The sequence below is a fragment of the Mesorhizobium sp. CO1-1-7 genome (assembly GCF_020164885.1).
In the GTDB taxonomy this organism is placed as follows: Bacteria; Pseudomonadota; Alphaproteobacteria; order Rhizobiales; family Rhizobiaceae; genus Mesorhizobium; species Mesorhizobium australicum.
In genome coordinates this window covers 36,298-61,513 of the sequence record NZ_JAIUHA010000011.1, presented here as the reverse complement: position 1 = coordinate 61,513, position 25,216 = coordinate 36,298, and the positions used below count along the sequence as shown (strand labels likewise).

25 protein-coding genes and 1 pseudogene are annotated in these 25,216 nt (G+C 61.1%); 11 read left to right on the top strand and 15 right to left on the bottom strand.

Features of this window, described 5'->3' with window-relative positions; genetic code table 11:
• Positions 1-13: 13 nt before the first annotated feature.
• The gene (locus tag LB516_RS23560) at positions 14-853 is read right to left on the bottom strand and encodes a GNAT family N-acetyltransferase (RefSeq protein WP_140663701.1); all 840 of its coding nucleotides are present in this window, start codon (positions 851-853) and stop codon (positions 14-16) included.
• A 181-nt stretch (positions 854-1,034) separates the two neighbouring features.
• Positions 1,035-1,175, bottom strand: a complete 141-nt coding sequence (locus LB516_RS23555) for a hypothetical protein (RefSeq protein WP_181173042.1) — start codon at positions 1,173-1,175, stop codon at positions 1,035-1,037.
• Between LB516_RS23555 and LB516_RS23550 the strand changes: the two genes are divergently transcribed.
• Together LB516_RS23550 and LB516_RS23545 are read left to right on the top strand one after the other, a co-directional pair.
• Positions 1,174-1,842 carry a haloacid dehalogenase type II gene (locus tag LB516_RS23550; protein WP_140663699.1) on the top strand — a complete coding sequence of 223 codons (669 nt, stop codon included), beginning with the start codon at positions 1,174-1,176 and terminating at the stop codon, positions 1,840-1,842. The genes LB516_RS23555 and LB516_RS23550 overlap by 2 nt on opposite strands.
• A gap of 16 nt (positions 1,843-1,858) precedes the next feature.
• Entirely contained in the window at positions 1,859-3,133 is a 1,275-nt protein-coding gene (locus LB516_RS23545) for an NAD(P)/FAD-dependent oxidoreductase (RefSeq protein ID WP_140663697.1), read from the top strand.
• A gap of 35 nt (positions 3,134-3,168) precedes the next feature.
• Here LB516_RS23545 and LB516_RS23540 read toward each other — a convergent pair whose 3' ends face one another.
• From LB516_RS23540 to argE, 6 genes are all read right to left on the bottom strand, one after another.
• Entirely contained in the window at positions 3,169-4,626 is a 1,458-nt protein-coding gene (locus LB516_RS23540) for an NAD-dependent succinate-semialdehyde dehydrogenase (protein WP_140663695.1), read from the bottom strand.
• A gap of 17 nt (positions 4,627-4,643) precedes the next feature.
• Positions 4,644-5,687 carry a tartrate dehydrogenase gene (locus LB516_RS23535; protein ID WP_140663693.1) on the bottom strand — a complete coding sequence of 348 codons (1,044 nt, stop codon included), beginning with the start codon at positions 5,685-5,687 and terminating at the stop codon, positions 4,644-4,646.
• Positions 5,688-5,697: 10 nt separating this feature from the next.
• Positions 5,698-7,161, bottom strand: a complete 1,464-nt coding sequence (locus LB516_RS23530) for an aldehyde dehydrogenase family protein (RefSeq protein WP_140722096.1) — start codon at positions 7,159-7,161, stop codon at positions 5,698-5,700.
• A gap of 147 nt (positions 7,162-7,308) precedes the next feature.
• Positions 7,309-7,662 (bottom strand): cupin domain-containing protein, encoded by a 354-nt coding sequence (locus LB516_RS23525; protein WP_140664006.1) that lies wholly within the window; start codon positions 7,660-7,662, stop codon positions 7,309-7,311.
• Positions 7,663-7,685: 23 nt separating this feature from the next.
• Positions 7,686-8,609, bottom strand: a complete 924-nt coding sequence (locus tag LB516_RS23520) for a 2-hydroxyacid dehydrogenase (RefSeq protein ID WP_140663689.1) — start codon at positions 8,607-8,609, stop codon at positions 7,686-7,688.
• Positions 8,610-8,621: 12 nt separating this feature from the next.
• Complete coding sequence (argE, locus tag LB516_RS23515) at positions 8,622-9,746, bottom strand: acetylornithine deacetylase (protein WP_140663687.1); 1,125 nt, start codon at positions 9,744-9,746, stop codon at positions 8,622-8,624.
• Positions 9,747-9,986: 240 nt separating this feature from the next.
• Between argE and LB516_RS23510 the strand changes: the two genes are divergently transcribed.
• Both LB516_RS23510 and LB516_RS23505 read left to right on the top strand, forming a co-directional pair.
• The gene (locus tag LB516_RS23510) at positions 9,987-10,889 is read left to right on the top strand and encodes a GNAT family N-acetyltransferase (RefSeq protein ID WP_140722098.1); all 903 of its coding nucleotides are present in this window, start codon (positions 9,987-9,989) and stop codon (positions 10,887-10,889) included.
• A gap of 341 nt (positions 10,890-11,230) precedes the next feature.
• Complete coding sequence (locus tag LB516_RS23505) at positions 11,231-12,181, top strand: IS1595 family transposase (protein ID WP_140722100.1); 951 nt, start codon at positions 11,231-11,233, stop codon at positions 12,179-12,181.
• A 249-nt stretch (positions 12,182-12,430) separates the two neighbouring features.
• On the opposite strand, the gene LB516_RS23500 is transcribed toward LB516_RS23505, so the two are convergent.
• Positions 12,431-13,156: a DUF3800 domain-containing protein gene (locus LB516_RS23500; protein WP_140722102.1), complete on the bottom strand. Its 726-nt coding sequence runs from the start codon at positions 13,154-13,156 to the stop codon at positions 12,431-12,433.
• 6 nt (positions 13,157-13,162) lie between these two features.
• Here LB516_RS23500 and LB516_RS23495 point away from each other — a divergent pair, with 6 nt between their 5' ends.
• Together LB516_RS23495 and LB516_RS23490 are read left to right on the top strand one after the other, a co-directional pair.
• Positions 13,163-13,348: a hypothetical protein gene (locus tag LB516_RS23495; RefSeq protein WP_140722104.1), complete on the top strand. Its 186-nt coding sequence runs from the start codon at positions 13,163-13,165 to the stop codon at positions 13,346-13,348.
• Between the two features lie 78 nt (positions 13,349-13,426).
• Positions 13,427-13,732 (top strand): hypothetical protein, encoded by a 306-nt coding sequence (locus tag LB516_RS23490; protein WP_140722106.1) that lies wholly within the window; start codon positions 13,427-13,429, stop codon positions 13,730-13,732.
• Here the strand turns inward: LB516_RS23490 and LB516_RS23485 are convergent, their stop codons facing one another.
• The 3 genes and pseudogenes from LB516_RS23485 to LB516_RS23475 form a co-directional block, all read right to left on the bottom strand.
• A complete protein-coding gene (locus tag LB516_RS23485) occupies positions 13,733-14,326 on the bottom strand; it encodes a hypothetical protein (protein ID WP_140722108.1) in 594 nt (197 codons plus the stop codon).
• Between the two features lie 303 nt (positions 14,327-14,629).
• Positions 14,630-14,773, bottom strand: coding sequence for a hypothetical protein (locus LB516_RS23480; protein WP_181174550.1), 144 nt, complete (start codon positions 14,771-14,773; stop codon positions 14,630-14,632).
• A 514-nt stretch (positions 14,774-15,287) separates the two neighbouring features.
• Positions 15,288-15,918: pseudogene (locus LB516_RS23475) on the bottom strand (LysR substrate-binding domain-containing protein).
• 713 nt (positions 15,919-16,631) lie between these two features.
• On the opposite strand from LB516_RS23475, the gene LB516_RS23470 reads away from it, so the two are divergent.
• The 4 genes from LB516_RS23470 (at position 16,632) to LB516_RS23455 (ending at position 20,457) form a co-directional block, all read left to right on the top strand.
• Complete coding sequence (locus tag LB516_RS23470; protein ID WP_140663680.1) at positions 16,632-16,835, top strand: hypothetical protein; 204 nt, start codon at positions 16,632-16,634, stop codon at positions 16,833-16,835.
• A gap of 848 nt (positions 16,836-17,683) precedes the next feature.
• Positions 17,684-17,884 carry a DUF768 domain-containing protein gene (locus tag LB516_RS23465; RefSeq protein ID WP_181177914.1) on the top strand — a complete coding sequence of 67 codons (201 nt, stop codon included), beginning with the start codon at positions 17,684-17,686 and terminating at the stop codon, positions 17,882-17,884.
• Between the two features lie 80 nt (positions 17,885-17,964).
• Complete coding sequence (locus tag LB516_RS23460) at positions 17,965-18,213, top strand: hypothetical protein (RefSeq protein WP_140722111.1); 249 nt, start codon at positions 17,965-17,967, stop codon at positions 18,211-18,213.
• A 1,737-nt stretch (positions 18,214-19,950) separates the two neighbouring features.
• Positions 19,951-20,457 carry a TMEM175 family protein gene (locus LB516_RS23455; RefSeq protein ID WP_224720453.1) on the top strand — a complete coding sequence of 169 codons (507 nt, stop codon included), beginning with the start codon at positions 19,951-19,953 and terminating at the stop codon, positions 20,455-20,457.
• 651 nt (positions 20,458-21,108) lie between these two features.
• Here LB516_RS23455 and LB516_RS23450 read toward each other — a convergent pair.
• A complete protein-coding gene (locus LB516_RS23450) occupies positions 21,109-22,581 on the bottom strand; it encodes a protein adenylyltransferase SelO (protein ID WP_140722628.1) in 1,473 nt (490 codons plus the stop codon).
• Positions 22,582-23,322: 741 nt separating this feature from the next.
• Here LB516_RS23450 and LB516_RS29070 point away from each other — a divergent pair.
• Positions 23,323-23,910 carry a phage minor head protein gene (locus LB516_RS29070; protein WP_210242406.1) on the top strand — a complete coding sequence of 196 codons (588 nt, stop codon included), beginning with the start codon at positions 23,323-23,325 and terminating at the stop codon, positions 23,908-23,910.
• Positions 23,911-24,572: 662 nt separating this feature from the next.
• Here LB516_RS29070 and LB516_RS23440 read toward each other — a convergent pair.
• Both LB516_RS23440 and LB516_RS23435 read right to left on the bottom strand, forming a co-directional pair.
• Positions 24,573-24,884, bottom strand: a complete 312-nt coding sequence (locus LB516_RS23440; protein ID WP_140663673.1) for a HigA family addiction module antitoxin — start codon at positions 24,882-24,884, stop codon at positions 24,573-24,575.
• A complete protein-coding gene (locus tag LB516_RS23435; RefSeq protein ID WP_140663671.1) occupies positions 24,884-25,162 on the bottom strand; it encodes a type II toxin-antitoxin system RelE/ParE family toxin in 279 nt (92 codons plus the stop codon). The genes LB516_RS23440 and LB516_RS23435 overlap by 1 nt, the downstream gene beginning before the upstream one ends.
• Positions 25,163-25,216: the final 54 nt, after the last annotated feature.

Below are 25,216 nucleotides of genomic sequence, written 5' to 3'. Positions count from 1 at the left end.
TCTATCCTCCGGACTAGCCCAGCGCCTGGTTGGCGAGGGCGTAAACTCTTGGCCATGCCTGTTCCATGTTCGTCTTGGGTGGACGGTCCATGGCCACGCCACCGCCGACATGGGCGAGGCCGATGTCCTCCAGCCAGCCGGCGATGCCGGTCCCGCTGCCGGTATCGACGCGCAGGAAGGCGCCGGGACGTGGCGCGGCAAAGAAGCCGATCAGGGCCTTAGCCTCGTCGGTACTTCCCGCGATGACCGGACCGATCACCTCGCCGCGTCCGAACGGGCGGATTGCGGCATAGGCCTCGATGGCGCCGTTGCGGCGGATGACGGCGAATTGGCCGCGCTCCGCCAGCGCATCGATGAGAGCTTCACGGTCGGCGCCGTAGGCGTCGCGGTCCAGCGCCTTGATGTCCGGGAGATCGGCGGTGTCCGCAGCTTCCACGCCGTCGGGCGCACCAAGCTTGGAAACGCTGCCCTGATGTTGCCGGATCGTACCGGACGGCACGAAGCCGAGCTTTTCATAGAGAGGAATGCCGTCCGCTGTCGCGACGAGCCGCAACGGACGGTCGCCGGCAAGGGCGAAGGCCTGATCCATCAGCCGGCGACCAAGCCCCTTGCCCCGCACAGTCCTGTCGACGATCACCATGTTGATCATGGCGCAATCCATGCCATAGGGCGTTACCAGGATGGTTCCGGTGACGCGGCCCTGGTCGTCGAGCGCGACCGCACCGTTCGAGAGCTGCAGCGCCATCTGCCAGTCCTGCGGGCGATGCGGCCAATTCTCCTGGCGAGAAAGCGCTACGGCGCCCTCGATATGGTCCGGCCCGAAGGTCTGGAGTTCGATCTCGCCCTGCTGCATGAGGCATCCTTCCGTTTAGTGCCCAAGTCTCGGCCATCGGCGCGCCGCAGATCATCTGAAGGCATCGGCTTCGGCGGTATCTTTCGCCGTAGCGCAAGCGGTGCACCGCATCTTGTGCTGGCACTGGCCGCGGCGGATGCGTTTCACGCCGGTCGCGGCGCCGCGATCGGCACGCCAGATGCTACAGCGTGCCAAACCAGCGGGTGGATACGGAACTTTCTGCTTTCGGGAGGGCGATTTCGGTCAGGTGGGTCGCCACCGGCGGCCCTATGATGAAATACATCCCAGCGCGGATGTGCTTCCACCGGAGATCGACGGACATGGCTTCCTTCAGGCCCAAATACATCACCTTCGACTGCTACGGCACGTTGACCTTTTTCCAGATGGCGGAAGCGGCGCGCGATCTCTATGGCAGCCGGCTCGATGAGCCGCGCATGCAGGAGTTCATCAAGAATTTCGCGGCGTATCGGCTCGACGAGATCATGGGCGACTGGAAGCCCTATGCCGATGTCGTCCACAATGCGCTCGAGCGCGCCTGCAAGCGCAACGGCGTTGCCTTCAGCGCCGACGATGCCAGAGTGATCTATGAGCGCGTCCCGACCTGGGGGCCGCACGCCGACGTTCCGGCCGGCCTGGCGAAGGTCGCCAAGGAAATTCCGTTGGTCATCCTGTCCAACGCCATGAACGCGCAGATCATGTCCAATGTCGAAAAGCTTGGTGCGCCGTTCCATGCCGTCTACACGGCTGAGGAGGCGCAGGCCTACAAGCCTCGTTTTCAAGCCTTCGAGTATATGTTCGACAGGCTGGGCTGCGGCCCCGAGGACGTTCTTCACTGTTCGTCCTCTTTCCGCTACGACCTGATGTCGGCACACGACCTCGGCATCAAGAACAAGGTCTGGGTCAATCGCGGCCACGAACCAGCCAACCCGTATTACGGCTATGTCGAAATATCGGACATTTCGGGTCTTGCAGGCGTGGTCGGTCTCTGAAACAGGCGGATTCCCGATGAAGTTCGTCTCCTACTGGCACGACACCGCCCCTGCCTTTTCCGGCGGGGCGCAAGGCCCGGTCGAGGGGCACTACGATGCCGCCGTCATCGGCGGTGGCTTCACCGGTCTCGCCGCCGCGCGCCAATTGGCGAAGGCCGGCGCCAAGGTGGTCGTGCTGGAGGCGGAGTGGGTGGGCTGGGGCGCATCCGGCCGCAATGGCGGGCACCTCAACAACGGCCTTGCCCACGGCTATCTCTCCGCCAAGGCGGAGCTCGGCAAGGACCGCGCAATCGCGCTCTACCGGGCGCTGGACGACTCCGTCGACACCATAGAGGCGCTGGTCGCGGAGGAAGGCATCGACTGCAATTTCCGCCGCGCCGGCAAGCTGAAGCTCGCCTCCAAGCCGCAGCATTTTGCATCAATCGCCCGCAATTTCGAAGCCCTTCACGCCGAGGTGGATCCGGACACGGCGCTGCTGTCGGCGACGGATCTCAAGTCCGAGATCGGTTCACCCTTCCACGGCGCGATGCTGTCGAAGAAGAGCGCCATGATGCATATGGGCCGCTATGTCGCGGGTCTCGCCACTTCAGCCGCCCGCCACGGCGCCGAGATCCACGAGAACGCGGCGGTGACGGGCCGCAAGCAGGCCGGCGGCAGGCATGAGCTGACCACCTCGCGTGGCCGGATCAGCGCCGATAATGTGCTGGTGGCGACCGGCGCCTATACGACGCCTGATTTCGGCTATTTCCGCCGCCGGATCATCTCCGTCGGCAGCTTCATCATCGCCACGCGGCCGTTGAGCGACGCCGAGATCGCCGCCACCATGCCCGGCAACCGGACATGCGTGACCTCGATGAACATCGGCAACTACTTCCGGCTTTCGCCCGACAGGCGCCTGATCTTCGGCGGCCGCGCGCGCTTTTCGGCGACATCGGACCAGCGCTCCGACGCCAGGAGCGGAGAGATCTTGCGGGCAGGCCTCGCGGCGATCTTTCCGCAGCTGGCCAAGGTCGAGATCGATTATTGCTGGGGCGGGCTGGTCGACATGACCAAGGACCGCTTCCCGCGCGCCGGCTACCATGACGGTGTCTGGTTCGCGATGGGCTATTCCGGCCACGGTGCGCAGCTTTCCACCCATCTCGGCATGATCCTGGCCGATGCCATGCTCGGCCGCGAGGACCGCAATCCGATGAAGGGGCTCGAATGGCCGTCCATTCCCGGTTACTCCGGCAAGCCCTGGTTCCTGCCGATGGTCGGCCTCTACTACAAGGCGCTCGACCGGATTCAGTGATCGCCGGTCTGGCCCGGCTTGGGCAAAAAATTGCCTCAGCTGAGCCCGCCGATGTGAAAGCTCTTCATCTCGAGATACTCCTCGATGCCGGCCTGCGCGCCCTCTCGCCCGAGGCCGGACAGCTTGACGCCGCCGAAAGGGGCGACCTCGATCGAAACCGAGCCGGTGTTCAACCCCACCATGCCGAACTCCAACGCCTCGCCGACGCGCCAGGCGCGTTTCAGGTTTTCGGTGTAGAAGTAGGAAGCAAGCCCGTAGGGCGTGCCGTTGGCCAGCGCGATCGCCTCCTCTTCCGTCTCGAACCGGAAAAGCGGCGCGACCGGGCCGAACGTTTCCTCACCGGCAAGCTGCATCTCTTTCGTGGCGCCGGTCAGCACCAGCGGCGCGACATATTGAGGACCGTCGGGCAATGCCGGCTTCTCGGTGATGATCGCAGCACCCTTGGCGAGCGCGTCCTCGACGTGGCGGTTTATCTTCTCGACCGCTGCCATGTTGATCATCGGCCCGATGGCGACGCCGGGCTGCGTGCCCGGTCCGACCGTCATGGCGTTGACGCGGGCGCATAGCTTGGCGGCGAAGGCTTCATAGACGCCGGACTGGACGAGGATGCGGTTGGCGCAGACGCAGGTTTGGCCGCCGTTTCTGAACTTCGAGACGAGTGCACCCTCGATGGCGAGGTCGAGATCGGCGTCGTCGAAGACGATGAAGGGCGCGTTGCCGCCGAGTTCGAGGCTGAGCCGCTTCACGCTGTCGGCGGCCCCGCGCATCAGCAGCGAGCCGACCCGCGTCGAGCCGGTGAAGGAGATCTTGCGGACGGCCTCGTTCGCCATGATTTCTTTGCCGATCTCCGTGGGCATGCCGGTGACGATGTTGATGACGCCGGCGGGGATGCCGGCGCGTTCGGCAAGCACGCCGAGCGCCAGCGCCGAATAGGGCGTGAACTCGGATGGCTTGATCACCACCGTGCAGCCGGCGGCCAGTGCCGGCGCGACCTTGCGGGTGATCATCGCATTGGGGAAGTTCCACGGCGTAATGATGCCGCAAACGCCAACCGGTTCTTTCAGCACGATGATGCGGCGGTCGGAGGTGGGTGAGGGGATGGTGTGGCCATTGATGCGGCGCGCTTCCTCCGCGAACCATTTGACGAAGGACGCACCGTAACGGATCTCGCCTTTGGCTTCGTCCAGCGATTTGCCCTGTTCCGTCGTCAGGATCAGCGCGAGATCGTCCAGATGCGCAAGCATCAGGCCATGCCATGCCTCCAGCAGCGTAGCACGCTCGGCGTTGGTTTTCTTCTTCCAGTCCCCATAGGCGGCAGCCGCGCCCTCTATGGCCGCATGCGTTTCCGGACCGGCCATGTCGGGCACCGTGCCGATCGCCACCTGGGTTGCCGGATCGATGACGTCGACCGTCCTGCCGGAGCCGGCAGCAACCCATTCGCCGCCGATCAGGCCGGCTTCGCGGAAGAGGCCTTTGTCTCTGAGGTTTTTCATCGGATACGACCTTGCAATCACGTGAGCGCGGCGACGACGGCGGCCGTGATGGCCTCCGTCCGGTCCTTGCCGGGAATGGTGCCTATGCCTCTGGCGGTTGCAGCCTCGACCCCCTTGATGACGCGGTCGGCCGCTGCCTTTTCACCGAGATGATCGAGCATCATGGCGCCGGACCAGATGGCGGCGACCGGATTGGCGATGCCGAGATGGGCAATGTCGGGCGCCGAGCCGTGCACCGGCTCGAACATGGATGGTGCCGAGCGGCCGGGATTGATGTTGGCGCAGGCGGCATAGCCGAGCCCGCCCTGGATTGCCGCGCCGATGTCGGTGAGGATATCGCCGAACAGGTTGGAGGCAACGACCACGTCGAGACTCTCCGGCGCCATGATCATGCGCGCGGCAAGCGCGTCGACATGATAGCTGGTGACTTCGATATTAGGATAGTCCGCGGCCAGCTTTCGCGTGATCTCGTCCCAGAACACCATCGAGTATTTCTGCGCGTTGGACTTGGTGACGGAGGCAAGTTTGCCTCGCCTTGCCCGCGCCTGCTCGAAGCCGAAGCGCAGGATGCGCTCGACGCCGGCGCGGGTGAAGATCGAGGTCTCCACGGCGACCTCGTCCAGCGTGCCTTGATGCACGCGCCCGCCGGCACCAGAATATTCACCTTCGGTATTCTCGCGGATGCACAATATGTCGAAGTTCTCCGCCCGCAGCGGTCCCGTGACGCCCGGCAGCAGGCGATGCGGCCGGATGTTGGCGTACTGCACGAACGCCTTGCGGATCGGCAGCAGCAGACCGTGTAGCGAGACGGAATCCGGCACTTCCGCCGGCCAGCCGACCGCGCCGAGCAGGATGGCGTCGAAGCCGCGCAAGGTCTCGATGCCGTCCTGCGGCATCATGCGGCCGGTATCCTTGAAGAATTTGCAGGACCAGGGGAACTCGGTTCCGGTCAGCGCAAAGCCGAAGTTTCCGGCCACCGTTTCCAGCACCGTCCAGGCGGCGGCGGTCACATCGCTGCCGATGCCGTCACCGGGAATCAGGGCAATCGAATAGGACTTCATCGGCATCTCTCTAGAGGCTGATCAGGACGCTCTTGGTCCTGCGGTTGGCGAGATAGGCCTCGCGGCCGAGATCCTTGCCGATGCCGGAGCGCTTGTAGCCTCCGGTCGGCAGGATATGGTCGCGCGAGCGGCTGTAGCGATTGACCCAGACGGTGCCCGCCTCAAGCTTGCGCGCCAAGCGGATCGTGCGGGACAGGTCGGAAGTGAACAGGCCGGAAGCCAGCCCGTAGGTTGGATGGCTGGACAGCGCCAGCGCCTCTTCCTCCGTCTCGAAGGTCTGAATGGTCAGGACCGGGCCGAAGATTTCCTCGACAATCGCCGGATTGGCCTGGTCGACATCGGCGATCAGCGTCGGCTGGTAGAAATAGCCGGGGCTGTCCATGACGCCGCCACCGGTCAGGCATTCGCCGCCGGCGTCGATCGCGGCCCGCACGATGCAGTCGACACGCGCCCGCTGCCGCTCCGAGATAACAGGCGAATATTGCGTTGCCTCGTCCCAGGTCGGGCCGGGGCGCACAGCCTTCATCCTCTCCAGGATCGCGGCCGCCAGCCTGTCGGCCACGCTCCTCTCGACGATCAGGCGTGTGCCGGCGACGCAGGCCTGGCCGGCATTGAAAGTGACGCTGCCGGCGACGGCCGTTGCCGCCTTGTCCAGATCGGCATCGGCAAAGACGATCTGCGGGCTCTTGCCGCCGAGTTCCAGCGTCATCGGCTTGACGCCGGTGCGGGCCACGTTCTCCATGATTGCCGATCCGGCGCGGGTCGAGCCGGTGAAGCTGATCTTGGCGATATCGAGATGGCCGGTCAGCGCCGTGCCGGTCGTCGGACCGTCTCCCAGCACCACGTTTATGAGCCCTGCCGGCAGGCCCGCTTTGACGGCGAGTTGCGCCATGTAGACTGCCGAAAAGGGCGTCATCTCCGATGGCTTCAGCACGACCGCATTGCCCGCGGCCAATGCCGGACCGAGCTTCCATCCGGCCATCGAGATGGGAAAATTCCAGGGCGTGATCGCGCCGACCACGCCATAGGGCTCGCTCATGATCATGCCGAGAGTGGCGTCGTCGGTCGGCACGAGCTCGCTGCCTTCCTTGTCGGCGAATTCGGCAAAGAAACGGATCTGCTCGGCGGTTATCGCGATGTCGCCGGCGACGAGCTGGCCGACAGGCCGGGTGGAGCACAGCGCCTCGATCCTGGCCAGCGTTTCGGCTTCCGCTTCGATCAGGTCGGCCCAGGCCTGGAGTGCCTTCGTCCGTTCGCGCGGCCGAACGCCGCCCCAGTTGCTGGACTTCAGCGCCGCGTTGGCGCTTTCAACGGCACGGTCGACCATGTCGACGCCGGCCACCGGGCAAGCGGCATATGCCTTGCCGTCCGACGGTCGGTGCATCTCGATCGCACCCTCGGCCGCGATCAGTTCCCCGCCAATGAAATGGCCGACGGGAAGGGAGACGGTATCCGGGTCGAAGCTCAGGCCCATGGCACCCACTCTGGAATATTCTGCAGGAGCCTAGCGCGGGCTCTGGCGCAGCATGCACCGTTCGACGATCGGTCGCGGATGATTGTTGTGTGCCGGCGATGACAGACGGCAAAATCTGTTGCGGAGGCCGGCGCCCTCGCGCTCCCGCTACCCCACGGTTACGTAGATCTTGCGGACCGTTTCGATGGTCTTCCAAATGCCGGTGAAGCCAGGTTTCATCACGAAGCTGTCGCCGGCGCGGTAGGTCACCGTTTTGCCGCCGTCGGGCGTGATTTCGATCACGCCGGAGAGGATGTGGCAGAACTCGAAAGTCTCGCCCTTGATCGAGCGCGTTTGGCCAGGCGTCGCCTCCCAGACGCCGGTATGGACGAGGTCGCCCTTGGCGACATCCTGAGCCCAGGTCTTGAAGGCGGGGTTGCCGGAAATCAGCCGTTCGGGCAGCGCCCCGGATTCGCGCGGCTGGAAGGCAGGGCTGGTATCGACGGTCTTGAGCAGGGACAAGGGATAGCCTTTCATGTTGAAATTCAATAGCCGCGCGACCGGTCGACGAGCCCGATGGGGTCAAGACCGGCGCGGTAACGCTTGATGTTTTCGACAACGGCCTGTGCGGCGCTGGCGGGCTGGGTGACGCTGGCGACATGCGGGGTCAGAATGATCTTCGGATGCGACCAGAACGGATGGCCCGCCGGCAGCGGTTCGGGATCGGTGACGTCGATCATCGCCGCCGAAATGTGGCCGCTGTCGAGTGCGGCGACAAGGGCTTCCTGGTCGAGCTGCGGCCCCCGGCCGGTGTGGACGAGCGCCGCGCCCTCGGGCAGTTTCGCAAACAGGCCGGCATCGAGGAAACTCCGCGTCTCCTCGGTCAGCGGCAGCAGGCAGATCAAAATGTCGCTGGCCGCAAGCATCTCGTTCAATCCGGGCTCGCCATGATGACAGGTCACGCCCTCGATCCGCCGCGGCGAGCGGCTCCATCCTGCAAGCGGGAAGCCGAAGGGCTTCAGGCGATCGAGGACGGCTTGGCCAAGCTGCCCGAGGCCGAGCACGCCAACCCGACGCGACCCGGCCTGCGGCTGCGCGATATCGGCCCATTCGCGGGCGCGCTGCTGCGCCAGATATCCAGGCAGGTTGCGGTGGAGCCCGAGCACGGCAAGCGTCACATATTCCTGCATCATGCGTACGATGCCTTGCTCGATCATGCGCACGATCTTCACCTTCGCAGGCACCGCATCGAGGCGAAACTGGTCGACGCCGGCGCCGATGGAGAACAGGATTTCCAGGTTCCTGTAGCGGGCGAGATTATCCGGCACGGTCCAACTGATCAGGTAACGCACGGTGTCGGGATTGACCGTTGCGGCATTCATCGTCAAGGGGACGTCCGGCAGGTCTCTCGCGAAGGCATCGGCGAAGACCGCCCCGCGGCGCGCATCGGAATTGAACAGGAATGTCATTCCAGTTCCCTTTCAAGCCGCGCAGCGGGCGCCCAGCGCTTCGATCAATCGCTGGCAGGCGGCAAGTTCGCTGGCAAGGATGTATTCGTCCGGCTTGTGGGCGCGGTCGATGTCGCCGGGGCCGCAGATGATCGCATCGAGCCCGGCGGCCTGGTAAAGTCCGGCCTCCGTACCGTAGCTGACGGCGGCAAGCGGCACCTCGCCGGTCAAGGCGTGCAGCAGTCCAGCGAGTGGCGCGTCCGGCGGCAGCGACATCGCCGGATAGGCGCTCATCGGACTCCACTCGGTGCGAAAGCCATCCGCCGCGAGAGCCTCTGCGCGTGCCCTCACAGGCGCCAGCAGGCTCGCCGGGTCGACGCCAGGTATGGCGCGTGCCTCCAGGTCCAGCGTGCAGGTGTCGGGGATGATGTTGACCTGATGTCCGCCCGCGACGACGCCAGCTTGCAGCGAGGAGTAGGATGGCTCGAAGGCAGGGTCGAATGGACCGTGCGTCAGCCGTTCAGCCTCGTTCACGGCCGCGCCCAGCACAGCGGCCATGGCATGGATGGCGTTGAGGCCGAGATCGGGTCTTGAGGAATGCCCCGCACGTCCCTTGATGGATACGCGGGCGGCTGCCTTGCCCTTGTGGCCGCGCACGGCGCGCATGCCGCTCGGCTCGCCGACGATGACGCCGAGCGGCTTGGCGCAAAGTTCGGGAAGGCGGGCGATCAAATGCGGCACGCCGCGACATCCCACTTCCTCGTCATAGGAGAAGGCGAGGTGGATGGGCCTGGCAAGGCGCAGTCCCGCAAGCCTGGGAGCGGCCGCGAGTGCTGCGGCAAGAAACCCCTTCATGTCCGTGGTGCCTCGTCCGTAGAGCCGTTCGCCCTCCTTGCGCAGCGCGAAAGGGCTCGAGCTCCATTGCGGCTCGCTGGCAGGAACAACGTCCATGTGGCCGGACAGTATGTAGCCCGGGTTATCGGCAGGGCCGATCGTCGCGAAAAGATTGGAACGATCGCCTTCCGGACCTGGAAGCACGGTGACCTGGATTCCCTGTTCCGCGAGATAGGCCTCGATCCAGCCGGCGACGTCGCCGTTCGGCCTGCCGGCGACCGATGGAAAGGCGACGAGACGATCGAGGATGTCGAAGACGTCCATTCCAGCCCTCAAAGCGTTTCGGATTGGCCGGGATCGGTGCCGTCGACCATATGCTGCCAGATTTCCAAAGAGGATGCCTGCGTTCTTTCGCGATTGCGTGCCGAAAGCTGAAATGTTTCAGTTGAATCTTGCGTTGCTGCGCGGCTTTCGAGCAAATCGTATCGGTCTGCTCGTTTAGCGTTGGCGGCAGAGGGTGGCCATCGGTGCGTGGCGCTCTGGTTGCGGAAATCTTGCAGGGGCATGGAATTGAAGCCGTCCGGAAGCTTGAAAATCGATACCTTCTCGATGCGGATTGGCGACATCGAAGACGTCGAACTGGACCGTTTGCACGCGCTCTCGCTCTCCGTGGGGTGGCCGCATCGCGCCGAGGATTGGCAATTCGTGCGTGAGTCGGGGCAGGGGTTGGTGGCGCTCGATGAGATCGGCCGGGTTCTCGGCTCGGCCATGTGGTTCGCCCATGGTACCGATTTCGCCACCGTGGGCATGGTCATCACCTCACCGCGACTCCAGACGCTGGGGGCGGGGCAATGGTTGATGAAGCGGGTCTTCGACAAGGTCGTCGGCCGCGACTTGCGCCTCAACGCAACGCGCGCGGCAAGGCGGCTCTATCTCTCGCTCGACTTCCAGCCGGAGAAGACCGTTTATCAATGCCAGGGCATCGTCCGTGCGCAGACGGCAGTTGGGCAGGAAAATACCCGCGGCGAAGTCCGGAGTTTAGTCGAAAATGATATTCCCGCCGTGATCGCGCTCGACGCGGCAGGGTTTGGCGTGAGGCGGGCGGCGCTCATCGAGAAGCTTTTCGCACACTCGGCCGGCTATGGTCTTTTCAAGGGCGATAAGCTGAACGCATTCGCGCTCTGCCGGCCGTTCGGACGGGGCCATGTCGTGGGGCCGGTCGTGGCGGAAAGCGACGCCGACGCCGTGGCGATCGTCCGGCCGCACGTGGCCGACCATGCGGGGTCTTTCCTGCGTATCGACACCCACATGGACAATGGCGAGTTCGCTGCCTTTCTGTCGCACAGCGGAATGCCAGTTTTCGACACGGTGCTCACCATGTCGCTGGGCAAACACCTCTCCGATTTTGGCATCGACGGCGCAGTTGCACCGGTGACCTATGCCCTCGCCAGTCAAACTTTTGGGTAATTCAGTCTCCCCCGAACCGTGCACTTAGGGACTCGTGTCCAGCGAACGGCGAGCGCTACAGGGAGCCGCTCATCGCATAAACCGAACCAAAGGCGAGCGATCACTGACGAGTTTGGAAAGTGCGGGCAGGAGCTAATGCACGAAGCCGGTTGATGCCGCCGGATCAGGAAAACCGACTGGGGCCGTGCACCTCAAGTGCGAGCTTACGATTGGGCCTGAGCCGCGCGAATGGCATTGTGGCAGCGACACATGAATGGCCGCACCTACAGGTCGGATATATGGCGATTATCCGGTTGACAAACCCAACCTGATTACGTAGGGTAAGGACATAGGAGATTTCCATGTCCGTTCTGTCCCGCCCCGAATTCCACGACGAAGCCAAGGCTTTCGAGCATGTGGAGTCGATACTGTGGCCCAACGGTCCGGTGTGCCCGAAGTGCGGTAGCGTTGATCGCCACTACGCATTGAAGGGCGTTCGCACCAAGCCCTCCAAAAAGAACCCGCACGGCGTCGAGCGTCATGGCCTGTACAAGTGCAGCGCTTGCCGCTCGCAGTTCACCGTCCGTATGGGTTCGATCTTTGAGGAAAGCCATTTGCCGCTGACCAAGTGGCTACAGGCTATCCACCTTATGTGCGCGTCCAAGAAGGGTATCAGCGCCCACCAGATGCACCGCATACTCGAATGCACCTATGAGGCCGCTTGGTTCCTGTGCCATCGCATTCGCCTTGCAATGGCGTCTGGCGACCTGTCCCCGCTTGGTGGCAATGGCAAGACCGTTGAAGCTGACGAGACGTATATCGGTCGCTTGAAGGATACCCCGGTAAAGGCCGGCACTTCTCACAAGAACACTGTCGTTACGCTTGTTGAGCGCGGTGGTCGCGCCCGTTCCTTCCATGTCGATACCGCCCGCATTGGCACCGTTATGCCTATCGTTCGCGCCAACATCGCCAAGGAAAGCGCGTTGATGACGGACGAGGCTGGCATGTATCGCCGCGTGGGCCAGGAATTCGCTTCGCACGATGTCGTCACGCATTCCAAGGATGAATATGTCCGCTACGAAGGCGCAAAGACCATCCACACCAACACCGTGGAAGGCTTCTATTCGATCTTCAAGCGCGGCATGAAGGGCGTCTATCAGCATTGCGGCGAGCAGCACTTGCACCGCTACCTTGCCGAATTCGATTTCCGCTATTCAAACCGTATCGCCATGGGCGTTGATGACGGCACTCGCGCATTCATCGCCTTGAAGGGTGCCGCCGGTAAGCGCCTCACCTATCGCAGACCTGATTGACGCGAAGCGAACACACTTCCGAAAGCCGGTGCAGTTGGAATTGCCGCTCTGGCGCTACGCGAGGGTGCGACCGAAGCGGAAACGCAAAAGCGATTCATAAACAAAGGGTTAGCAGAAAATAACCTAAGCTTCTGATTTTACTTGCTTTTCCCTATCTTGAACCCTATATTTTGCTCTGCGGTAATCGATCCGGTTGTAGTGGCCGGGGTAGGTTCTGCTTAGAGGCCAAGGCAACCCCTTGGCCTCTCTTCATCTGATAATCCCGTGCGGGTCTCTCAAATTGCATTCGCGGACCAACGTACCGTCCAGTTGCTCGAACGACTTGTGGATTCCATAGCGCTTGGTTTTTGGTGTAGGGCGCTCTTTTCTCAGTAGGCCATAAGCCACAAAATCGCATTGCTGTATGAAATAGCTGCGCGCTGAACTCTTGAATTGTGGATCCTCGATTATGCGATCCAAAGTAATGTTTCTGGTGAGTGCCCCGGTGTCATCCCATATGCCACGGTTGCTGGGTATCGGATTGAACACCCTCATTCGACGAACCATTTTCGTGTAATGCTCTTCCTTGCCTTCGTCGCAAATGAGATGCGCGTAAGAGCCCCAAGAGTGCATGGTTCGGTTTATCCGGTTCAAGAGCCTTTCGAATGCCCAGTCTTGTCTATCGTTGTTCAGGCATACGTTGAAAACGCGAGCATCGAAGCCCAGCAGCCATTCGGTGACCGCAAACGAGGTATGAAAAATTTGTGCGCGCTTGTGGCGACTAATGGTATTTAGAGTGCCGAGGGAGCCACGCCCCGAGAGGAATTGGTTGGCGTGAAGCTCGTATGTAGTGGAAATCCCGTGCGTCGTGCGCAGATGCGTCCGCCATTGCTTTAGGCCAAGAAATGTTTCGTTCCACCGACTCACAGGAACGGCTATCGCAGAGAAAATGTGCGTCGGGCGTTCACTTGAATCATCAATGTAAATGAAGTGCATCCTGAGATGTCAAAAACCAATCCCCCAAAGAGTCAACTGGACAAATTCCGCGAAGCAGCGCGCGAACTGAAAACCGATCAGTCCGACGCGGCGTTCGATGCCGTGCTGGACAAGATCGCGCGCGCACCGAAACTCACCAACGAGCAGATAAAGGAACTGGTGCGACGTAAGCGCGAGCAAGAAAAACCCTGATCAGCCCAGCGCTGCGTCTGTTGACTCTTTATCGGTGCGCCGTATTGTCCCCTCCATTACTTCGGGAGGGTTTAAGGCATGACAACAGAACGGCGGCTTTCAGAGATTGTGGAAGATATCTTGGTTGAGCGTCCAAATGGTGAAGCGCCGATAGCTGCGCTCATCCATGAGATACCAAGCCGAATTGCTCTTACGGCAGGTGACTATCAAGGTTCCGCGACGAGGCCCAATGAAGCTATTTGGGAACAACGTGTACGCAACATCACGTCGCACAAGGGTTCCAGTAGAAACTTCATCTATCGGGGTTTTCTAGAGCAGATAGACGGCGGACTTCGGATAACTGCCGCCGGTAGGGTTCATCAGCAGGCCCGTCACGCCATATAGCTACCGATACTTGGCCTTGTAGCCGGGCTGGAACCACTTCAATTCGGTCTTTGCGGGGGAGCTTTTATCCCAGACGAACCACGCGTAGGCGGTGGTGCCGCTACCGGCTTGCACGGCTCCGGCTGGGTAGAATGTGATCCGTTCGCTGAAGACCCACACGCGCGCTGGCGGGCTTTCGGCGAAGATCGTGTTTGCCCGATTTGCCCCCTCCAGAAACGCGAGCCTAAGAAGCAGCGCGAATTTGTTGCGGGCCAGTTTGACGCCAGACCGTACGAAGCTTTCTGCGCTGTTATAGGGCGGGTTCGTCACGATGTTGTCGGCGCGCATCTTGGCAATGTTGAAGTCGATGCCAGCCTCACCAAAGCCACGGTTGTATAAATCCGAACTGCGCACCGGGTTGCCCCTTGTCTCTAGCACCCGGGACATAGCGCCGTCGCCGCAGGCGCTTTCCCATATCTCTCCGGTGAACGTCTCGTTTTCCATGAGGGCATGGGTGGCCCAGGCAGGCGTTGGGAAATAGTCAGGCCCGGCGAGATCGGCAAACCTTTTCATCGTTGGCTTAAAGCCGCCGTTGAGATTGTAGGTAGCATCCATATGATTCGCCCTCCGTTAAGGGAGAAATCATAACAGAATCATAAGGTTAAATAAGAGTTAACGGGTGCGACGGATTGACTCAGATTGTCGGCCTGCCATCCCCTACGGCTGGGTAGCGCCGATAGGCGTAGTTGCGTGATAGCTAATGTGCCTATAAATTAATCTGTGCGGAAGGAACATCAATTCCACCGCAGTGGCCGGCGCGGAACCGCATCCCTAAATGCCGCCCCCGCGCCGGCCATTCCGCTACGGCTGGATACATGCCTTAAGCCCCCAATGCATCACCCAGCACTGGGGGCTTTTCTATGGATGGCTATCGTCCGGCTCTCCGGTGATCTGGCTAACCGCCGCATCCGAAAGCTTGTGAACCGCCAGCTGTTGAATGAACCATTGGGCATGTTCGCCCCATTCGGCAGGCGAGACGTTGTTTTCGCGGACAGACTTCATGAATGCCTCACGAAGCTCGTCTAGATCGAAGATGGAAATGTCCCTACCAGGCATATACGGGAATATGACGGCCAAAGCCGGGGCTTCAAGGGGAGCGATAGCAAATCAGTTAATGCCGGCCTGTCATGATTATATTCCTATTCCACCTTGGGTTTGTCAACCGGATAATCGCCGGATATATGCCCGCACGAATCAGGAACTGCAAAAGCCGAACGAACCCCTAGCCAACGGAGAGCCGTACGTCAGACGGTTCTACAATTCGCCATCGACTGGGGTTTTTGGAAGCTTTTCGAACTTTTTTGGGTCACGTCTCAGCCCGAGTTGCGCGCGCTTATGGACAAAGCGGGACACTAGGTTCGGCATTTGGACAGTTTGGGAGGCATCACTTCCGGGACATATGCCTTCCTGATAGCGCGTCAGCACGAACCCTGATACGCGCCCCAAACGGGACATCCCCCGAGGGTGCTGCCAACCCCTCGTTCCTTTGCTGCACATTTGAGCAGCTGATGTGTTTTTACGAAAAGTGCTCTTCCAGATAGACGCGGAACTCCCGCTCCAACTGATCTTGGAGGAGGGACGGCATATGCGTGCGGCTGCGGGTTAAGTAGACATGGCAGGCCACGTAGGGAAGGAACGGCTTGATGGCGAGCGTTCCGCTGACCTTGTCGAGGATGGAGACGCCAAGCCGCTCAGCCACGAGAGCACAAGCGGCGTCGCTATAATGAGCCTCGAAGCGCACCTCGACGCGAACTCCCGCGTTCTCGAGGCTGCGGTCGATGGCTTGGCGCGAGCCGTCCTCGCGTCCAAGTGCGATGAAGCTTCGATCGCGGATATCAGCAGCTTCGATCGCATCCTTCTCGCTCAAGGGATGTCCCGTCGGCAGTACGCAGACCGAAGCCGTCTCAAAGATGAGAGCAGGTGGTCGCCGGGTCGACCACCGGCATTGTCATCAAGCCAATGTCGAGTTGCTTGCTGGCAGCGAGCTCAGCGATCCGTACGGAAGCTTCCGGCTCCAGCGACAGCCGCAGCTTGGGGTGGCATCGGGCGAACGTCCCGACAAAGCGGGGTAGCACATAACTGGCTAGCGCCGGGTAAGCGCCAACGATTAGCCGACCCGCCTCCAACTGCTGGATGTCCGCCGCCATCCGCCGCAAGTGCAGCACCGCGATGGCAGCTTGGCCGACTGACTCGCACCCATCATGGATTTCCGTCCTCGCTGGATTTCCGTTTAGGAAATTCGATCACCTTCGCCTCAGGCTCCAGCGGTTCATGACCAGGCCGCTCATGCCAGAAGATTGCCGCAGATCGCGTTGATCGACCCGCTGACCGCAATGCGGGCAGAAGTGAAGATGCTCATCGAGGTGCTGCTCTCCGTGCAGTTTGCCGGGAATCGGAGGGCCAAGTCGGCTAGCTTTGTCATGCGGCCCGCAACATCCGCCATGCTAAATGTTCCGGAACTATTTTAGCTAATGCTTATTGAGTTGACGGTTGCCGGAGTGAGTTGATGCGCCTGAAGTTCATTATGCAAGGTGATGGAACCTATAGTGGCTCCCAAAACGTTTGCTCGGGCGCAGCGGGAGCTTCGTTCGCAACGGATCTATCCCTTGCAGGAAGCGGACATGCTGAAGAAGCTGAAGCGGCTCTTCCGATCTAAAAAGAAGCTCTCACAAGATACTATCAACGAGTGCCGCTACACACCATCCTCGCATGCTATTCCGCGCACTTCGGCAGCCTCCTGACCGCCTACAGGGCCGTTGGTTTTGAGTGCCCGCCAACTGGCCTACGGGGCAAATACTACTCAGATGATGAACTTCTAGACGGCGTCCGCCGACTGCATGCCGAATTTGGATTCGTCACGATGGCTTTGATCAACGCTGCCAGCGGCCTGCCGAAATGCAAGGTTTTCACGAAGCGCTTCGGCTCGATTGTGAATGCGTACGGGCTTGCTGGGTTCCCTACGACGAAGAGCGAGATGATCGCAGCGGCGCGGCAGCGAGCAAGCGCTAGACGTGAGAATAACAAGGTTGCCGCAGTATCGGCAGCAAAAGCGCGGCACCCCTAGGAGACTATATTGTCACGTGCACAAAGCAATTGAAACGGCTCCTTTGAGCGCACGCCTAAGACTCGAAGCGACCCGACAGATTTCGCGCAGTCGTCGAGCGTGCATCCGCGCAGAGGGCGCCACAAACGCCGAAGACAACGAACCCCCCCTGGGGAAAGGCGGCGGGCTCTTTCAAGGGCTGCGGAACATCTGGCTGCGACCATGGTTCGGGAGCTGGCCGCACCACTCCCGCGGCCTTCCCAAGTGGCTTGCCCGCTGGCTCCGGCCGGCGGGCTTTTTGCGTTCAAGCCAGCAGAGGCGATTCTTGTCGGCGATACAGGCCGGCACCTCTGAGGGCGATTAAGTGGCGCTACCCCAGCCGCAGGCAAAACGGAGAGGCACTGATATGGTGCACAGATCTAGGCTATGGACGCGGCGGGGCGGTTGGCGTCTTCCTCGGCCATATCTTGTACATGATTTTCAACGGTGACCTGCGCAGCATCGTAGCACGCGCCGGGATGTATATCGCGATCGGGATATGCATCGTTCTGCTTATTGAACGCGGTTTTAGGCGGTGGGACACCAAGCAGCTAGCCTCCACCATGGACGCTACCCAGCCGTGGGGGCATGGCTAGTCCCTGTTGTTCTAGTATGAGTCCAGAATGGAGATTAAAGAGCATCCGTCGCCTTGTCCATCCAAGATCAGATATTGAAGCGGGAGGGGGAGTGGGCGGCCGACAGAGCAGGACGAGCTGCTGCTTGAAAGCTTACTCGAAAATCTGAAATCCGCGCAGGCCGCTCTTCGGCGACTGGAAGGATAAGCGGAACCTAATGTCTCCGGGCGGCTTATGCCCCGATGAGCACTCGCGGTGCCAATTTCCTCGACCGGTGGATGGCAGAGCATCTGCCAAACGGACGATCCGATCGCGGCGAGCGACCTCGCCAGCGAGGCGATGCGAGCGGCCGAGCGCGACGGCATCGACCCGGTGGAGATCACCGACGAGGTCGGCAGCGTCTTCGAAGTCATTCTGCAGGCGATGCAGCACCGTGATGGCAGCTTGGCCGATTGACGATAGGGCTTGCCAACTATTCAAAGAAGGGGAATATAATCCTCCCTGTTGCGGCGAACCCCCTAAAACGGAGTTTGCCAATGGCTAGGTCCAAACCATCAAAACAGCTTTCCCAGGCTGAAATCGAGCGCTTTCTGATGGCGGCGGAAGCGCTGCACAAAAGCATCATAAAGCCGTTTATATCGCCACACTGCGACCATTACCGCGCGACGCGCACCCTGCATGATGCGCTGTTGAAGTCCGTGCGGGAAGCGACGCGCAAGGAAGTCGAGTTCATCCAGTGGAATGCCACCGGGCCTGTGCGGCCTGCGCTTTCCTCAAGCGATTGATGTGGACGGCCCAGTTGCCGGGTTGACCTGTTTCCACCGCGCCCGCGGCTCCGGAGCACTCCCGGATCGAGGCACACGGACCGGGACTGATGGCAAACTAATTTAGCCGTGGAACACATATCAGACTGCGGGTTCGGGCGCGGGCCGCCTACTTCAGCCTTCCCAAGTGACTGCCCGCTGGCTCTGGCTGGCGGGCTTTTTCAGCCGGCCTCGCATGTACAATCATAACTGGCTGGCATGCTATTTTTTGCCCAGAAGGAGTTCGCTTCGCGAACTAGCGAACTCCACTCTCTTCCCAGAAAAAGGACAAGCTCTATGGCTTGCTCCTCGCTAATCCCGGTCTCTCGGATAAGCCTTTCGATAAGGCTGGCCTGCGGCGGCTTCTCACTGTCCCCTGCATCGTCGCGTCCCCGTTTCGGCGCGGTCAACGATTAACATTTGATGATGGTTCCCAATAAGGATTGAAATTTATCGCGAGACGTCGCTCAACAGTCAGCGAGAGTGCGTTGGAATCGATCAGCTCGTTCCCGTATCCGCCCGAGCAAGGTGTGAGCTGCGCGATGAAGAAAAACATACGCGAAGCCCGTTCTGACCAAGCGTGAACGTTTGTCCGCTACGGCCCGAACTTATTCATCGATCACGGTCACACCGGACCGACCGGCTAACGGAAAAGGTCTAGCGTTACCACCCGCCCGCTGCCTGTCTGGTGGCGAGCTTTCTTATTGATACTTGTCCCCACAACTCGAACTGCTCAGTAGGGCAAGTCGGCGTACTGATATGTGGATACTCGCCCGCTCCGCTCGTCTGTCACTTCAAGGAAATACTCACCCCATCTGTGAAGCGTCAGCGGGCGCCCTGTAGCCTGCTCGGCGGCTCTGAAAGAGGTGCTGGCCTCGACGTGATACTCGGCAAGCATTCGCCCCGACAAGATTTCTCGCACCTGATAGGCCACGGTCGCCCAACATTCGAATCATCCATTAGAGCAGTCTAACATTTGCTTTCGGTCGCCCGGCTTGGTACGGGTGGCTTTTTGCCGCGACACTTCTAACCTGACCGCGGGCTCCCAACGGCGGCCTTTTTTGCTTTGCGGGAACAGCTTGGTTCAATGCAAGTTTGGGCCAACGCAGCGCACTCCGACGTCCCTCCGCGCTGCTGGCCAAGGGCAAACTTGGTCGGCCCGCGCTTTTCTGCCGAGGGGCGCGGGCTTGCCTCGCAGGCTGGACGCGCTGTGCGCTTGTTGCTCAAACCGAGCGCGGCAACTGGCAATCTTGGTCGCAGATCGAGCTTGCCAGCGTCGAGGCGCTTGAGGGCCTCACTCGGCTGATCAGAAACAACAACCATGTCCTGATCTCTTGCGGCTTTGACAAAGGCTGCGAACGCGACGGATTGCCGGCAGGTTTCTGCCTGGGCCTCCTCAAGCAAGCGCAGTGCCTGTCGATAAGGCTGGACCGGAGCGCATATTGTGATCGGGGCTGAATTTCGGACTGACCACTACCCGATCACCAGCTCGGCGGCCGCCACAAAGAAAGAACCACGACCGCAACCTTGATAATCAGCATGCGACTGTCTCGTGTCATTGCGGATCGAGATACCACGACGAAGGACCGGGCAAAATTGCCAGCCGCGCAACTAGAGTAATGGCGGCGAGGGGGGTCCTTGGGCCAATGAAGCCGGGGTGTCTATTGAGCAGCGACTGGAATGGGTTAGCATTAGCTCAGGAATAAAATGGGGACGCACGTGATACCTTCACCTGGCCTGGAAAGGCTGAACGCATTTTCCGATGGCGTGTTCGCCGTACTGATCACAGTTCTAGTTTTGGACCTGCGCCCGCCGGAAGTGCCGACGCTCGAAGCCCTTTTGGCATCATGGGAAACCTGGCTTAGCTACGGTGTAAGCTATCTCTTCATTGCGATTGTCTGGGCGAACCACCATCATCTCTTGCGCTACGCGAAAGAGAGCACGGCATCCTTAATGTGGTACAATTTCGCGCACCTGTTCTCAGTCTCGCTGCTCCCCCTGGCCACGGCATGGATGGCCGTAAGCGAGTTGGCACCGCAGCCGGTCGCCTTCTATGCGACCGTGTTCTTCCTGGTTAACCTGACATATCTATTGTTGATCCGCGAACTCATTGATCCGTTGCCAGAGGAGGAGGTGTCACCACAAGTGCAGCGGGTCATGCAGCCTTTTTGGGCTCGCCGCTATCTTGGCATTGAGCTACCCAATCGTCGGACTGGGGATCTGTAGTTGTTGCCTGGCAGTCTATCTCAGGCCCCAGGCTCGGGGGTGACAAGGGACTGCCTGAATCTCGCGGGGCCATCGCGACGACCTTTTGTGCGGCGTGGCGGCGGCGCCGGATCAAGTCCAACTCGAAAAGCCCGCCACCTTGCGGCATGGAGAGGTTCTGGAGGGTGCTGGATCAACAGTAAAGGCTCAACTTGCCGGCGCCTGTTTCGATGCGATCAAGCTGGCGGCGTTCGCGACTGGGGCCGCGCGATAGCTCTCGGGCGCTGCGTCGGCCTCCATCACTCCTTTACAATCTTTGCCGGAACCCGCTTGCAACTTTGCAGCCGCCAAAAGAATGCTATCCGGTACCGGATCGGGAGGATCGGCCTTTCCATGGCCTGCGGCTAATTGCCGAAAGATTGAAAGACCTAAATCTCTTTCATCACCCTCGCTGCCCGCACGAGCGATGACCAGTCAGCGCCCATGGCTGCGACAAGGTCACGAGCATCTTCGTCGGATATTCCGGTGTGGTCTACTAGCTTCCGTGCCAGCAATTCGAATGCTAATTCTATAATTGTCACAGTTCGCATCCTTCCGAGAGTAGTAGCCACCACGATAGCGTGCGAAAAGCGCTCCCGCATTTGCACATGTTAGACCTCCATCATGAATGTCTCATGTGCCGCAGAATGTCTGTAGGACGCGTTCATCCGGGCGTGGCGGGTCAGCATAGCCTTCCATTTCTGGCTGCTCATCGAAGGGATGGCTCACGACCCTCAGAATCTCATCGAAGGGTGTGAAGTCGCCGCCCAGCGCCGCTTGTATCATCGCCTCAAGGCGATGGTTGCGAGGGATGAATTTGGGATTGACGGCATGCATGACCGCCCGTCGCGTAACAGTGTCGGCTGCTTCACTTGCGATCCGCTCGCGCCACCGCACCGACCAGGCGTCGAATGCGGCTGGATCCCTAAACAGCTCCCGGGCCGTGCCCTGACCTTCCGAGGCGTCGAGGTCGTCGCCCAGGCGTCGGAAGCCGAGCGTAAAGTCGGCTTCGCCGCGAGCCAGCACATCGAGGAAATCAGCCGCGAGCTGCAGGTCGGCCTCCGCCTCGGTCAGCAATCCGAGTTTTCTGCGGAACCCGCGCTGCAACACAGCCTCATAGGAGGGCTGGAACGACCTCAGCACTTCTTCGGCTTCTGCGACAGCTTCATTCTCATCCGTGCTCATGAGCGGCAGCAGCGTCTCGGCAAGGCGCGCAAGGTTCCATGTGGCGATGCGAGGCTGGTTGGCATAGGCGTAGCGGCCGACGCGGTCGATCGAGCTGAACACCGAGCCGGGGTCATAGGCGTCCATGAAGGCGCATGGGCCATAGTCGATGGTCTCGCCCGAGATCGCCATGTTGTCGGTGTTCATGACGCCGTGGATGAAGCCGACAAGCATCCAGCGCGCCACCAGATCCGCTTGTGCTGTGACCACGGCGTCCAGCAAAGCGCGGTACCGCCGTGCTTGCCCTAACAAGTGCGGGAAATGACGCTCAATGGCATAGTCAGCGAGGATCTTGAGCCCCTCGGTGTCGTGGCGCGCGGCGAAATATTGGAAGGTGCCGATCCGGATATGGCTTGCCGCCACTCGTGTCAGCACGGCGCCGGGCAGCCGGACCTCGCGATGCACGGGGTCGCCGGTGAGCACCGCCGCCAAGGTTCGCGTCGTCGGGATGCCCAGCGCCGCCATCGCTTCGCTGACCACATACTCACGTAGGACAGGACCCAGTGCGGCGCGGCCGTCACCGTTGCGCGAGAACCGCGTCGGCCCCGATCCCTTCAGCTGTATGTCGCGGCGGATGCCGTTGACGTCCACCACTTCGCCAAGCAGGAGGGCGCGACCGTCGCCGAGCTGAGGCACGAAATTACCGAACTGGTGGCCCGCATAGGCCAAGGCGACTGGCTGCAGGCCTTCCGGAAATCTGCTGCCGGCAAGCATCTCCACTCCGTCCGGGCTGGTGAACTGGTCGGCGTCGAGCCCTAGTTCCTCGGCGAGGGGTCGGTTGAAGCGGATCAGCCGAGGTTCGGACACCGGCTGCGGACCTGTTTGCGCGAAGAAGCGCTCGGGCAATTGTGCATAGCTGTTGCGCAGGGCGGGAAGCTGCATCTGGGTGCCTCGGGATTGTTCAGCAGTGGCAGGCAAGGTCACGGCGAGCTGGCTCTCAAGTGAAGGGGCCGGTCGGCCCCGTTCGGGGGGCATTCGTTGATATAGGGACGCAACGTCGCTGGTGCCATCGAATCCTCGGCTCGGCACCGGATAAGAGTTGGAATCAGACCCGGCCCTTAACAACCCGAGGCGAGGCCTGGGACCAGCATGCCCCAACACGGTCGCAGCAACCCGAACATCCCGCCGAGCAGCTGAGAGCCAATGTTTCAAAGTCCAGGCCACCGTCCAATGATCGCATTCTCAACGCATTGTCGTACCGCGCCTCGAGCGGTCCCAGTCGGCGCGATCGGTTGCCGAAGGCACGTGAGATGGTGGTGGTAAGCGAACTCGGGCGCATCGGTTTGAGGTACCGGTCTGCGAGATCACGGTTTGAGTTCCAACCTCTTCGAAATGCTCAAAGCACAGGCGCCCGACGATCACGAGATCGCCGAGACGCTGAGGGATCGCGATGTCCAGCCTGCAAAGCCGACGGACCGCAAAGCGCAACGAAAAGGTGCTTCGCCCCGTCCGACCCAACGCCGGGATTGAAGCCGCCTACAGGGGCAAGGTGACCGCGCTGATCGAGGCCATGAGCCAGAGCGTGATCTACTGGCTGAAAGCCTCCTACCGGGCCAATACGCCCCGTATGGCGCGGACGAGACGCCGGCGGATGCGCTGCGCCGATCGATCCGCAAACTCGCTGTGCAGTGGACCAAGCGCTTCGACGTGGCTTCGTTGCAGCTGGGCGACTATTTCGCGCTCTCGGTGGAAAAGCGATCGAGCCAGGCGCTCCGCAAGATCCTTCGCGATGGCGGCATCTCGGTCGAATTCAAGATGACGGCAGCGATGCGCGACGTTGTCGACGCGACGGTCCACGCCAACGTGTCGCTGATCAAGTCGATCCCGTCGCAGTATTTCGACCAGGTCGAAGGCGCGGTCATGCGGTCGGTGCAGACCGGCCGCGATCTTGCCGGCCTAGTGGCTGAGCTGGAGCGCTACTCGGGCATTACGAAGCGGCGCGCGGCCTTCATCGCGCTCGACCAGAACAACAAGGCGACGGCGGCCTTCAATACCGCACGCCAGTTGGAACTCGGCATCGACGAAGCCGAATGGCACCACAGCGGCGGCGGGAAAGAACCTCGCCCCACGCACGTTGCGGCTGGCCGTAAAAAGGTCCGCTACAAGATTTCGACTGGCTGGTACGACCCAGCGGTCAAACGCTTCATCCGACCAGGTGAGGAGCCGGGTTGCCGCTGTGTCGGGAAGCCAGTCATCAAGGGGTTTTCGTGACCTACAAAAAGGTCTGCCCAAGTTCCGCAAGGTCGTCAGCGAACATTTAAGGTGTGCGCGAATGTCTTCCATCACCGTGACGACGGCAGAGCGCCGGTCAAGCATCAGCTCGACATCTTCGAAAGCGCCCACAGCATCAAGCGCGTCCAGCGGATGTTCGATCTCGTCCGATAACTGTTCGAGGGTGTCGTAGTGCACCGCTGTCATCGGGTCGAAGAGCGGCCTGGCCTCGGTGATGAGGACAGAGTTCAACTTGCCTCGGATGTCTACTTTCCAATCTCGAGCCCGCTGAACGAGTCTCGCATTGGACGCCATCACCGTTTCCGGTCCAGCGTCAGCGAGAAGCTCATCAACTTCGGCCAAGTACGTCATGTCGAAGAAGTCGCCGGCCAGATAAGCTGCACGGGCGGCACTCGCTCGGTCTGCCCGCAGCGTTAACCGTTGAGTGTCGTTGTGGCGGCGTCCCTGCTCACGGTCCAGCTTCATAGCCGCACGCACAGACCACGCCGCAGCAGCAATGGCCAGAACGCCGGTCGCGAGTGTTTCCCATTGAATTCGCTGGTTCACCATCGCCGGCGCCAGCAACGCACCGAGACAGAACCCGCCTGTCCCTGCCGCTAGAAAAATTGCCAGACGGTCCAACCGATCGGTTGCCATGCGCCTCACGCCGCGGTCAGCGTCGGGATCGCCTCGATCTCGGCGCTGAGCGCCCTCTCGGCCTGTTCCAGATCATAGTTGCGCTGGAGGTTGAGCCAGAGCACCGGACCGTTGCCAACCAGCTTGCCGAGGCGCAACGCCATGGGGACCGTGACGGGCTGCTTTTCGTCCAGGATGTCGTAGAGCGTGCGCCGGGAAATGCCGAGCAGCTTGGCGATCTCGGTCTTCGACTTGTCGAGCGCCGGGATGACGTCCTCGCGCAGAAGCTCTCCGGGATGCATCGCGGGCAGGCCGCGCTTGATGGGTGCCGTGTTCATCAGTGGTAATCCTCTAGTTCTACCTCGATAACGTCTTCGCCGTCAAAACCGAAGGTGATGCGCCAATTTCCGTTCACTCGAACAGAATAGCGCCCCTTCTGATCGCCCGAAAGGCCGTGGAAGCGATAGCCGGGAAGGTCCATGTCTTCCGGCTTTGAGGCTGCTTCCAAGGCCCGAAGGATGCGGGCGACACGCTTGTCGTCTTGCACGCTGAGACCGCGCGGACTGCCGGTCTCGAAGAAGCGTTGCAGGGCTTTGTTTCGGAAAGACTTGAGCATGTTTGTAAGGTAACGCCTCACACATTCCAAGTCAACAAGTTTGTGAGGCGCGGC

Excerpts from the sequence above, each read along its gene's own strand:
- LB516_RS23560 (WP_140663701.1), bottom strand. The coding sequence starts at position 853 with ATGCAGCAGGGCGAGATCGAACTCCAGACCTTCGGGCCGGACCATATC.
- LB516_RS23550 (WP_140663699.1), top strand. The coding sequence starts at position 1,174 with ATGGCTTCCTTCAGGCCCAAATACATCACCTTCGACTGCTACGGCACG.
- LB516_RS23555 (WP_181173042.1), bottom strand. The coding sequence starts at position 1,175 with ATGTCCGTCGATCTCCGGTGGAAGCACATCCGCGCTGGGATGTATTTC.
- LB516_RS23545 (WP_140663697.1), top strand. The coding sequence starts at position 1,859 with ATGAAGTTCGTCTCCTACTGGCACGACACCGCCCCTGCCTTTTCCGGC.
- LB516_RS23540 (WP_140663695.1), bottom strand. The coding sequence starts at position 4,626 with ATGAAAAACCTCAGAGACAAAGGCCTCTTCCGCGAAGCCGGCCTGATC.
- LB516_RS23535 (WP_140663693.1), bottom strand. The coding sequence starts at position 5,687 with ATGAAGTCCTATTCGATTGCCCTGATTCCCGGTGACGGCATCGGCAGC.
- LB516_RS23530 (WP_140722096.1), bottom strand. The coding sequence starts at position 7,161 with ATGGGCCTGAGCTTCGACCCGGATACCGTCTCCCTTCCCGTCGGCCAT.
- LB516_RS23520 (WP_140663689.1), bottom strand. The coding sequence starts at position 8,609 with ATGACATTCCTGTTCAATTCCGATGCGCGCCGCGGGGCGGTCTTCGCC.
- argE (WP_140663687.1), bottom strand. The coding sequence starts at position 9,746 with ATGGACGTCTTCGACATCCTCGATCGTCTCGTCGCCTTTCCATCGGTC.
- LB516_RS23510 (WP_140722098.1), top strand. The coding sequence starts at position 9,987 with ATGGAATTGAAGCCGTCCGGAAGCTTGAAAATCGATACCTTCTCGATG.
- LB516_RS23505 (WP_140722100.1), top strand. The coding sequence starts at position 11,231 with ATGTCCGTTCTGTCCCGCCCCGAATTCCACGACGAAGCCAAGGCTTTC.
- LB516_RS23500 (WP_140722102.1), bottom strand. The coding sequence starts at position 13,156 with ATGCACTTCATTTACATTGATGATTCAAGTGAACGCCCGACGCACATT.
- LB516_RS23495 (WP_140722104.1), top strand. The coding sequence starts at position 13,163 with ATGTCAAAAACCAATCCCCCAAAGAGTCAACTGGACAAATTCCGCGAA.
- LB516_RS23490 (WP_140722106.1), top strand. The coding sequence starts at position 13,427 with ATGACAACAGAACGGCGGCTTTCAGAGATTGTGGAAGATATCTTGGTT.
- LB516_RS23485 (WP_140722108.1), bottom strand. The coding sequence starts at position 14,326 with ATGGATGCTACCTACAATCTCAACGGCGGCTTTAAGCCAACGATGAAA.
- LB516_RS23480 (WP_181174550.1), bottom strand. The coding sequence starts at position 14,773 with ATGAAGTCTGTCCGCGAAAACAACGTCTCGCCTGCCGAATGGGGCGAA.
- LB516_RS23470 (WP_140663680.1), top strand. The coding sequence starts at position 16,632 with ATGGCTTTGATCAACGCTGCCAGCGGCCTGCCGAAATGCAAGGTTTTC.
- LB516_RS23460 (WP_140722111.1), top strand. The coding sequence starts at position 17,965 with ATGGCTAGGTCCAAACCATCAAAACAGCTTTCCCAGGCTGAAATCGAG.
- LB516_RS23450 (WP_140722628.1), bottom strand. The coding sequence starts at position 22,581 with ATGCAGCTTCCCGCCCTGCGCAACAGCTATGCACAATTGCCCGAGCGC.
- LB516_RS23440 (WP_140663673.1), bottom strand. The coding sequence starts at position 24,884 with ATGAACACGGCACCCATCAAGCGCGGCCTGCCCGCGATGCATCCCGGA.
- LB516_RS23435 (WP_140663671.1), bottom strand. The coding sequence starts at position 25,162 with ATGCTCAAGTCTTTCCGAAACAAAGCCCTGCAACGCTTCTTCGAGACC.